Annotated in this window: 6 protein-coding genes; 2 read left to right on the plus strand and 4 right to left on the minus strand. The window is 61.0% G+C overall.

Annotated elements, in window-relative coordinates; translation table 11 throughout:
• Positions 1–160: 160 nt before the first annotated feature.
• Positions 161–361, plus strand: coding sequence for a YbdD/YjiX family protein (locus AC07RZ_RS10250; protein WP_041742732.1), 201 nt, complete (start codon positions 161–163; stop codon positions 359–361).
• 78 nt (positions 362–439) lie between these two features.
• Here AC07RZ_RS10250 and AC07RZ_RS10255 read toward each other — a convergent pair whose 3' ends face one another.
• From AC07RZ_RS10255 to AC07RZ_RS10270, 4 genes are all read right to left on the minus strand, one after another.
• On the minus strand, positions 440–970 hold the full coding sequence (locus AC07RZ_RS10255) for a DUF6622 family protein (protein ID WP_494667865.1): 531 nt from the start codon (positions 968–970) through the stop codon (positions 440–442).
• A 136-nt stretch (positions 971–1,106) separates the two neighbouring features.
• A complete protein-coding gene (locus AC07RZ_RS10260) occupies positions 1,107–1,808 on the minus strand; it encodes a GntR family transcriptional regulator (RefSeq protein ID WP_494667866.1) in 702 nt (233 codons plus the stop codon).
• Between the two features lie 237 nt (positions 1,809–2,045).
• A complete protein-coding gene (locus tag AC07RZ_RS10265; RefSeq protein WP_494667867.1) occupies positions 2,046–2,564 on the minus strand; it encodes a hypothetical protein in 519 nt (172 codons plus the stop codon).
• A complete protein-coding gene (locus AC07RZ_RS10270) occupies positions 2,561–3,664 on the minus strand; it encodes an MGDG synthase family glycosyltransferase (protein ID WP_342829908.1) in 1,104 nt (367 codons plus the stop codon). The genes AC07RZ_RS10265 and AC07RZ_RS10270 overlap by 4 nt, the downstream gene beginning before the upstream one ends.
• Before the next feature lie 267 nt (positions 3,665–3,931).
• Between AC07RZ_RS10270 and AC07RZ_RS10275 the strand changes: the two genes are divergently transcribed.
• Positions 3,932–4,834: an EamA family transporter gene (locus AC07RZ_RS10275; RefSeq protein WP_144742490.1), complete on the plus strand. Its 903-nt coding sequence runs from the start codon at positions 3,932–3,934 to the stop codon at positions 4,832–4,834.
• Positions 4,835–5,054 lie beyond the last annotated feature (220 nt).

Here is a 5,054-nt window from a genome sequence, read left to right on the forward strand (position 1 = left end):
GCGTGGTTGGTGCTGTTTTTTCTTTTGTTGTTTTGGAGCGTCCTGGTTTTCGCCGTCAAGATTGTGTGTGCGGCGCGCGCCGCCAACAAGCCGAGCACCAGCGAAACGCCGTTTGAAGCGCTGCCTGCCAGCGCCTTGCCCTCAGCCTGAAAGGTCGGCCATGCTGGAAGAACTGTCGAAAGCCGGACGCTATCTCGGGCAGACCATGCGGCTGATGGTGGGTTTGCCTGAGTACGGCACCTACGTGACGCATATGGAAAACACGCATCCCGGCGAGCCGATGATGAGTTATGAAGAGTTTTTCAAGGAGCGCCAGGAAGCGCGTTATGGCGGCAATGGCCGGGTCGGGCGCTGCTGCTAGCCGCGGCTTGATTGATCAAGCGTCCTATGGGGGATGTTTTTTTGCCGACCGGGCAACCGGCCGGCTTTTTTTTGCCTGTCAGTTATTCAGTTGTCCGCCATATGCCTCGCCGGCAGGCTGGGCATTGCGGTACAAGGCGACGATGCGCAGCAGGCGGCCGATGAACATGCCGTTGAACACGCCGTAGAGTGCGCATATCGCTGCTGCGAACACGGCGTTGCGAGCCAGCGGCGGCTGTATCGCCAGCAATACGGCAACCGCATATTTGGTCGCAAAAATCGCCATCATCAATGCCAGCGGCAGCCAGCTGCCGCGCTGGAACAGCACGCCGCGTTCGGGATAGGCCACGATCCGGTCTTTGCGGAACAGTCGCCAGTTGAGCGCCGCTGCAATACCTGCGCTGGCCAGCCAGCATCCGACGGCCAGCGGCGTGACGCCAAAGGTGACGGCAATTCCCTGCCAGGACAGCGCCAGCATCACCAGCGGGATGATGGAGATTTTTTTCAGCGTGACTTCGCGGTCGGTGCTGGCCACGACGCCGCGATAAACCATGAACGCCAGCAGCGCCCAGACCCAGGTTGGCGTGTGTGAAATGATTTGTGCAAACATGTTGTGCTCCCGTTGAGTGATCTGCGGCGATTATCTGGCCGCCGCAGAGGCGGGAGAAGCGGAATGCGACGAAATGCCGGAATACGTCGTGAATCGACATCCAGCGAGACCGGCACGGGATCGTCCGCCCAAGCTGTCAGCGTATTTCCGCGGAATACTGGAAGCGTTCAGCCGGCACAAAAGAGGTGCGCCATTCGACCGGCTCGCCGGCGTGGTCCAGCATCAGGCGCTCGACGCAGATCGCCACGGTCCTGGTTTGCAGCTTGAATACGGCGGCATTGGCCCGGTTCAAGGGTTTTGCCGTCAGGTCGTCGATGGCGCGCGAGACCAGCACGTCGCATTCGGTTTCATAAATTGGGTACAGGGACGGCGGCGAATTGCTTTTCAGGTATTTTTGCAGCTTCCTGAAGCGCGCCAGCGGCAGCCAGATATGTTCCGACAGCACGATTTCATCGTCGAAAGAACGGGTGCGATGCAGGTACAGCGCTTTGTCGCGCGGCTTGAGCTTGAGTTTGCCTGCCACTTCGGCGGGAGGGATGGCGGTTGTCATCGAGCGGATGCGGGCGGTCGGCAGCCGGTTCCGGGCCTTGCCGTTCATTCGCACGAAACGCAGCATCGAGGAGCGTTCGGCGGCGCGTGCGACAAATGTTCCGCGTCCGCGGACGCGGTCGACGACGCCGTCGGTGACCAGCGCGTCCAGCACCTTGCGCATGGTGCCGACTGCGATTCCATATTCAGCGGCTAGCTTGTCCTCGGACGGCAGCGCTTCATCAGCGGCCCAGCTACGCAAAGCGATCCTTTGCAGCAGATCGTCACGGACTTGCAGATAGCGCGGCAAGCGCGGATCCGAGCCGTTTTCTGGCGGGAGAGGCGGTTTTTTTTGCGAGAGAGGCGTGTTTTTTTTCGAGAGAGACGCGTTTTTTTTGGCGAGAGGCGCGTTTTTTGCACTTTTTTTGATCAGCATTAACAACATTTCAAACTTGGAACGGGCCCGCAATTTACCAAGTTCCAGTTGTTTTTACAATACATATGTGAATCTCTACTCCTATACAGAACCAGAGATTCACATATCGGTTCAGCCTTGGCTGAGCGCGACGCCGGCGGGGCGCGGCTTGCGCTCGGCCAGCCACAGCAGCACGATCGCCGCTATCGAATAAATCCAGTAGTCGGCCGGCACCGCGCCCAGCCAGTGCTTGTGCCACGGCACGTCGACCGGATTGAAGCGCGCCAGGCCATAAGCCGGGTTGAGCACGAACCAGAGCCAGTCTTCGCTGATCCAGAACACCATGATGGAAGCGATGATGCGGCATTCGCTGCGCCAGTCCCAGCTGCCGTTGAACCAGACCGGGTAATGGAACATCAAGGCGATGAAGGGAAAGATCCAGGCGTGGTAGCCGGTCATGGCGCGCCCGCCCCAGAAGATGTCGAGCAGCCAGTGATGCTCGATGCGCCAGGTCGGCAGGTTGGCGGCCCAGCCGGCGGCGCCCTCGATCTGGATTTCGACATTGGCGAAAAAGAAGGCAGTCAGCACGGCCCAGAACAACATGCCGGACAGGCGGCGGTACGGTGAAGCTGCTGGTGTAGTTGCGGTCATGTGGTCGGTAACGGAAATGGAGAATCGAGTTTGCTCAGCACAGTTTGCAGCACGGCGCGGCCTGCGTGCGGGCGTCCCAGCACCAGGCTGCGCTGCCGCAGGCGCTGCAGCTGTTCCGGCTGTTGCAGCAGCTGCTGGACCCGGAACGCCAGGGCAGTCAGGTCGATCGCCTTGAGCGCCGCGCCTTGTTCCAGCAGGTAGTCAGCATTGCGTTCTTCCTGGCCCGGGATCGGTGAATGGATGATCATCGGTACGCCCATCGCCAGGCATTCGGAAGTGGTCAGGCCGCCCGGCTTGGTGATCGCCAGGTCGGCGCAAGCCATCAGCTGCTCCACGTGGTTGGTGAAGCCGAAAGGAAACAGGCGGCCAGGATGGGCCGCAGCCAGCTGCTGCAGGTTGCCCAGCAGCACGGCGTTCTTGCCGGCCAGCGCCACCAGCTGGAAATCGTCGGGCAATGCCAGCAGCCGTTGTACGGTCTTGTCCAGCTCGCCGATGCCGGCGCCGCCGGACATCATCAGGATGATCTTGCGCTCCGGGTCGAGGCCGAACTGCTGTGCGCAGCGGCGGCGCTCCGGGGCCTGGCCGAAGCCCGGCATGATCGGGATCCCGGTCACGTGCACCGCATCGGCCGCCAGTCCGCGCGTCCGCATGCGGTAGGCGATTTCTTCGGTGGCGGCAAAATATCCCTGCATCAGCGGCTGCAGCCACATGCTGTGCAAATCGAAATCGGTGACCTGCACCCAGACCGGGCAAACCACGCGCTGCTTGCCGATTTCCCGCGCCAGCAATTCGGCCGGCAGGAAGTGGGTGCAGATGATGGCGTCTGGCGCCGCGGCACGGATCGCCGTGCGCAAGGGGCGGGTGCTGATGCGTTCAATCGCGCGCCGCAGTTTCTGGGTCGGCGAGCTGCTCAGGGCCTTGTCGCTCTTTTGGTAGACATAACCCCACAGCGCGGGATGGCGGTTCACCAGGTGCAGGTAAAAATCGGTGTATACCGCACGGAATCCGGCCGGCACAAAATCCATCGCATCCAGGTGGATTGCTTCGGTACCGGGGAATTCGGCGGCGGCATAGGCCTTGAGCGCTTCGGCGGCGCGCATGTGGCCGGCGCCGGCGGAGACGCTTAACAGCAATAGCTTGCGAGGGCGGGGCGCGCTCGGCGCATGGACTGGCTTATGAATGATAGGCTCCGGCCAGGTTTGCCGCCGGCGATGCAAAAATGACTACTTTCAAGCATACTCCTTGCATTCTGCGTTCGGATTCTTACTGCTCGGTTACAGCTTCATGACAGCGATGATAGGGATAAATCGGCGCTGAGTAAAATGACATTTATGACACATCATCCCTGTTTCTGAAAGACTGAAAAAATGCCCACCACTCGCAAACCGCTCGACGGTTTGGCCATGAGCCTGATGTTGATCCTGTGCCTGTGCTGGGGGCTGCAGCAAGTTGCCATCAAGGTGGCGGCGCCGAGCATCTCGCCGATCTTGCAAAACGGCTTGCGTTCGGCAGTGGCGGCAGTGCTGGTGAGCGGCCTGATGTGGTGGCGCGGCAGCAAATTCTCGCTGACCGACGGCACCTTCTGGCCGGGCCTGGCCACCGGCCTGCTGTTCGCCGGCGAATTCCTGTGCGTCTCCATCGGCTTGAACTACACCACCGCCTCGCACATGTCGGTATTCGTTTACACCGCGCCGATTTTTACCGTGCTGGGTTTGCACTGGCTGGTGCCGGGCGAGCGCTTCGGCCTGACCCAATGGCTGGGCGTGGTCGCCGCATTTGCCGGGATCGCGGTGGCGTTCGCCGGCGGCTTTGACGCCGGCGCCGGTTTCAGCCGCACCCTGGTCGGCGATGCGCTGGGCGTGCTGGCCGCCGTATTTTGGGCCGCCACCACCATCATGATCAAGCGCAGCGTGCTGACCAACGCCGCTCCCAGCATGACCTTGTGGTACCAGCTGGCGGTGGCCGCAGTGACGCTGCCGCTGCTGGCGCTGGTCTTGGGGCAGGCGGAAGTAGTCACTCCCTTGACCGGCATCATGTGGACCAGCCTGGTGTTCCAGTCCCTGATCGTCGCTTTCGGCAGTTTCCTGGCCTGGTTCTGGATGCTGCGCCGTTACCTGGCTTCGCGGCTGACGGTGTTTTCCTTCCTGACGCCCCTGTTCGGGGTCAGTTTCGGCGTCTTGCTGCTGGACGATCCGATCGGCTTGCCGTTTGTATTCGGCGCCGCGCTGGTCTTGAGCGGGATCGTGCTGGTCAACTGGCAGCGCGGCTAAAGGATACGCAAGCCATAGGCAAACGTCTGGTTTTTGCAACCAGGCGGCGGATCTGGCCGGATTTGGTTGATTGTTTTACTTATATATTTGGTATTATCTAGATCTCAATTTATTCCCGTAAGACAATATTCCGGGCAACCACAGGGACACGGCATGAGCAACGTACTCCAGAGCCTGCAAAGCCTCATCGGCGGGCGCCAGACCAATCGGATCCTGCGCC

Source organism: Collimonas sp. GW821-FHT07E08 (assembly GCF_059418905.1).

Bases quoted from the DNA above. Each gene is read 5' to 3' on its own strand.
- AC07RZ_RS10250 (WP_041742732.1), top strand. From the start codon at position 161: ATGCTGGAAGAACTGTCGAAAGCCGGACGCTATCTCGGGCAGACCATG.
- AC07RZ_RS10255 (WP_494667865.1), bottom strand. From the start codon at position 970: ATGTTTGCACAAATCATTTCACACACGCCAACCTGGGTCTGGGCGCTG.
- AC07RZ_RS10265 (WP_494667867.1), bottom strand. From the start codon at position 2,564: ATGACCGCAACTACACCAGCAGCTTCACCGTACCGCCGCCTGTCCGGC.
- AC07RZ_RS10270 (WP_342829908.1), bottom strand. From the start codon at position 3,664: ATGCGCGCCGCCGAAGCGCTCAAGGCCTATGCCGCCGCCGAATTCCCC.
- AC07RZ_RS10275 (WP_144742490.1), top strand. From the start codon at position 3,932: ATGCCCACCACTCGCAAACCGCTCGACGGTTTGGCCATGAGCCTGATG.